At 64.7% G+C, this 4,313-nt stretch carries 4 protein-coding genes and 1 pseudogene; 4 read left to right on the forward strand and 1 reads right to left on the reverse strand.

Features of this window, described 5'->3' with window-relative positions; genetic code table 11:
• Positions 1–253 (forward strand): annotated as a pseudogene (locus tag MOV75_RS28810) (ABC transporter permease); the annotation flags it as partial.
• Between the two features lie 76 nt (positions 254–329).
• On the forward strand, positions 330–1,406 hold the full coding sequence (locus MOV75_RS28815) for a BMP family ABC transporter substrate-binding protein (protein ID WP_246926341.1): 1,077 nt from the start codon (positions 330–332) through the stop codon (positions 1,404–1,406).
• A 109-nt stretch (positions 1,407–1,515) separates the two neighbouring features.
• On the opposite strand, the gene MOV75_RS28820 is transcribed toward MOV75_RS28815, so the two are convergent.
• Entirely contained in the window at positions 1,516–2,865 is a 1,350-nt protein-coding gene (locus MOV75_RS28820; RefSeq protein ID WP_247007032.1) for an 8-oxoguanine deaminase, read from the reverse strand.
• A 147-nt stretch (positions 2,866–3,012) separates the two neighbouring features.
• Between MOV75_RS28820 and MOV75_RS28825 the strand changes: the two genes are divergently transcribed.
• On the forward strand, positions 3,013–3,840 hold the full coding sequence (locus MOV75_RS28825) for an FAD binding domain-containing protein (RefSeq protein WP_246926338.1): 828 nt from the start codon (positions 3,013–3,015) through the stop codon (positions 3,838–3,840).
• Positions 3,837–4,313 (forward strand): (2Fe-2S)-binding protein (locus MOV75_RS28830; RefSeq protein WP_247007034.1); only part of this gene is annotated, 477 nt, incomplete at its 3' end. The genes MOV75_RS28825 and MOV75_RS28830, both read left to right, overlap by 4 nt.

Consider the following 4,313-nt stretch of genomic DNA (forward strand, 5'->3'; position numbering starts at 1 on the left):
CTGGATCGCGCTGGCGCTGGTGGTGTTCTCGTCCTGGCGGCCGGGCCGGCTCGTGGTCGGCGCCTACCTGTTCGGCGCGGTGACGATCCTGCAATTGCACGCCCAAGGCTGGGGCATCGGCATTCCCTCGCAATTCATGTCGGCACTGCCGTATCTCGCGACGATCATCGTTCTGGTTCTGCTCTCCCGCGCGCGCAGCGGCGGCTCGACCGCACCGGCCGCGCTCGGCACCGTGTTCGTACCCGACCGCTGAATTCATTTCCGCAACGCGCGCGATGGGGCGCACGCGTTGCGGATCGTGGCTTTCCCCTGATGTTTGGAGATCGATGATGAGGAAATCACTTCTTGCGCTGGCTACCGGGCTCTTGCTCTCCGGAAGCGTCGGTGCAGCCTCCGCCGCCGACAAGCTGAAGGTCGGCTTCATCTATCTGGGTCCGATCGGAGATCTCGGCTGGACCTATCAGCACGATCTCGCGCGCCAGGCGCTGGTGAAGGAATTGGGTGACAAGATCGAGACCACCTATCTCGAGAACGTGCCCGAAGGCCCCGACGCCGAGCGCTCCATCGAGCAGCTCGTCCGCGCCGGCAACAAGCTGATCTTCACGACCTCGTTCGGCTACATGGACCCGACGCTGAAGGTCGCCAAGAAGTATCCGAACGTGCATTTCGAGCACGCCACCGGCTACAAGCGTAACCCGAACATGTCGACCTATTCGGCCAAATGGTTTCAGGGCCGCTACATTCAAGGCCTGATCGCGGCCAAGATGTCGAAGTCGGGCGTGCTCGGTTATATCGGCTCGTTCCCGATTCCGGAGGTCGTCTCCGGCATCAACGCGACGATGCTGGCGGCGCAGAGCGTCAATCCTAATATCAAGGTCAAGATCATCTGGGCCAACACCTGGTTCGACCCAGGCAAGGAGGCCGACGCCGCCAAGGCGCTGATCGACCAGGGCGCCGACGTGATCATGCAGCACACGGATTCGCCCGCAGCGATGCAGATTGCCAGCGAACGCGGCAAGCTCGCCTTCGGCCAGGATTCCGAGATGATCAAGTTCGGGCCGAAGACCCAGCTGACCTCGATCCTCGACACCTGGGGGCCCTACTACATCGAGCGCGTCAAGGCGGAGCTCGCCGGAACCTGGAAGTCCGAGGACAGCTGGGGTGGCCTCGACAGCCACATGTTCGCGATGGCGCCCTATACCAACATGCCCGACGACGTGAAAAAAATGGCTGAGGATGCCCAGGCCGCGATCACCGCGGGCAAGCTGCACCCGTTCAAATGCCCGATCGTTGGGCAGGACGGCAAGCCGGTCGAGTGCAAAGGTGGCGATCACCTCGACGACGGCCAGATCCTCGGCATGAATTTCTACGTCAAGGGCATCGACGACAAGCTGCCGGGCAAGTAGCACGCTTCTTGCTTTAGCCAAATCACCTGCTCCTCCCGGAGGAGGTTCGGAGGGGGTGGCCAGAAGCACCCGGCACTTGTGGTCGCCCCCTCTTTCAGTTTCCGTGCCCCTATCCGGCCTGCATGGCCCGCGCCGCCGAGCTGTGGCGGCGGATGAGGCCGGCGACATCGAGGCCAGGGATCGCGCCGTCGATCACGGTCCATCGTCCGGCCACCATCACCCGGTCGGCACGATGCGCCCCGCATAGCACCAGGGCGGCCAGCGGATCGCCGTGACCGGAAAAGCGCAGCTCGTCGAGCTTGAACAGCGCGAGATCGGCGGCCTTGCCGACCGCGATCTCGCCGAGTTCGGGACGGCCGACGCAGGCCGCCGAGCCCTTGGTCGCCCAGCGCAGCGCATCCTTGTGGCTGACTTTCGTTACGCCATAGCGGGCCCGTTGCAGTAGGAACGCAGCCCGTATCTCCTGCATCAGGTTCGAGCCGTCATTCGAAGCCGACCCATCGACACCGATCCCGATCCCGACCCCGGCCTCCTCCATCTCGCAGACCGGGCAGCAGCCGGACGCCAGTAGCTGATTGCTGCACGCGCAATGACTGATGGTCGTCCTTGCCTTGCCGAGCCGCTTCATCTCGTCGGCGTTGAAAAAGATGCCATGGGCCAGCCACGTGCGCGCATTGAGCCAGCCGCATTGTTCGAGATAGTCGAGCGGGCGGCAGCCATACATCTGCTCGCAGAATTTGTTCTCGTCCTCGGTCTCGGCGAGATGGGTATGGAGGCGCACGTCGAGTTTTTCAGCGAGATCGGCCGTGGCGCGCATCAGCGACGTCGTCACCGAAAAGGGCGAGCACGGCGCCAGCGCAATCTGCACCATCGCATCCGCGCCGCGCTGGTGATGCTTCGCCACCACGCGCGCGCTGTCGGCGAGGATCGTGTCCTCGTCCTGCACCACGCTGTCAGGCGGCAGGCCGCCGTCGCGCTGCGACAGGTTCATCGAGCCGCGCGTCAGCAGCACGCGCATTCCGAGCCGCTTTGCAACGCCAACCTCGATATCGACGGCGTCTTCGAGCCCCGCGGGGAAGACGTAGTGATGATCCGTCGTGGTGGTGCAGCCGGAGAGCAGCAGCTCGGACATCGCAACGGTGACGCCGAGTTCCAGCGCTTCAGGCGTTAGCCTTGCCCACACCGGATAGAGTGCCTGGAGCCAGGGGAACAGCTCGCGGTCCATCGCCGCCGGGAGCGCCCGCGTCAGCGTCTGGTAGAAGTGGTGATGGGTGTTGATCAGGCCCGGCAGCACGACGTGTTCGCCCGCATCGAACACAGAGACATCAGCGGTCGCAGGCGTGGTGCCGGCCGACACCAGCTCGACGATCCGGCCGTCCTTCACCACCACCCCGCGCTCGGCACCGTCCGCGAGGATGGCCAGGGGATTCCTGATCCAGATCGGCATTGAATCGCTCATGATCCCGCTTTCTCCTCACATCCGCTGACGGCAGGCCGCAAGGCGGAGGACGACTGCGTCCTTGCTCCGACTTCTTCTTGCGACTTGGCTCCCGTCTTGCAACACTTTCTCCTGGACGATTCACCCGACGGAAGCGCTGGCGCAGCCATGGATTTGAATACCATCACAGCGGTCGCCCGTCCGCAAACGCGCACGCAGCTGCCGGTTTGGACGGCAGGCGATGCCTGGCTCGCGGGTGGCACCTGGCTGTTCTCGGAGCCGCAAACGCAGCTGACGCGGCTGATCGATCTCACCGATTTGAAATGGCCGGCGCTGACGATCACCGAGAGCCATCTCTCGATTGCCGCCACCTGCACCATCGCAGAACTCGATGGTCTCACCTGCCCGTCCGACTGGCTCGCCGCGCCGCTGATCAACCAGTGCTGCCGCGCCTTTCTTGCCTCGTTCAAGATCTGGAGGACCGCGACCGTCGGCGGCAATCTCTGCATGTCGCTGCCGGCGGGACCGATGATCTCGCTCACCTCCGCGCTCGACGGCGTCTGCACCATCTGGAAGGCCGGCGGCGGTGAACAGAGGATTCCTGTGGTCGATTTCGTCACCGGCAACCAGCGCAATCGGCTGGCGCCGGGCGACCTGGTTCGCCAGATCGATATTCCAATTGCCGCTTTGAAGCGCCGCACCGCCTTTCGCCAGATCTCGCTGGCGCCGGTCGGCCGCTCGGCGGCGCTCCTCATCGGCAGCCTTGATACCGATGGCACCCTGACGCTCACCGTCACCGCTTCGACGGTGCGGCCGATCCGGCTGTCGTTTCCCAAGCCGCCCGACGCGAGGACGCTTCGCGACGCGATCGCGCAGCAGATTACGGATGATCTGTACCACACCGACATCCACGGCCAGCCGCTCTGGCGCAAGCACATGACGCTGCGGCTCGGCGAAGAGATTCGCGGCGAACTCCTGGCCGGAGGGCCGTCATGAGCTTCGAGGTCAACGGCAAGTCGTTTGCGCAGGCGCCGCGCGCCGGCCAATGCCTGCGCACATTCTTGCGCGAGCTCGGCCATTTCGGCGTGAAAAAGGGCTGCGATGCCGGCGACTGTGGCGCCTGCACCGTGCTGCTCGACGGCGAGCCGGTGCATAGCTGCCTGATCCCGGCGTTCCGGGCCGAAGGACGCACAGTGACCACGATCGAAGGTCTTGGCGGAGAGAGTGGCACGCATCCGATGCAGCAGGCCTTCCTCGATGCGCAGGGCTTTCAATGTGGCTTCTGCACCGCCGGCATGATCCTGACCTGCGCCTCGCTGAACCAGGCGCAACGCACCGATCTAGGCGCGGCGTTGAAGGGCAATATCTGCCGCTGCACCGGCTATCGCGCGATCGAGGATGCACTGCTCGGCAAGTCCAATGTCGAGGCGAGCGTCGAGGCCGGCGCCGCGTTCGGCCGCAGCCTGCCG

It is taken from the genome of Bradyrhizobium sp. PRIMUS42, from assembly GCF_023006515.1.
In the GTDB taxonomy this organism is placed as follows: domain Bacteria; phylum Pseudomonadota; class Alphaproteobacteria; order Rhizobiales; family Xanthobacteraceae; genus Bradyrhizobium.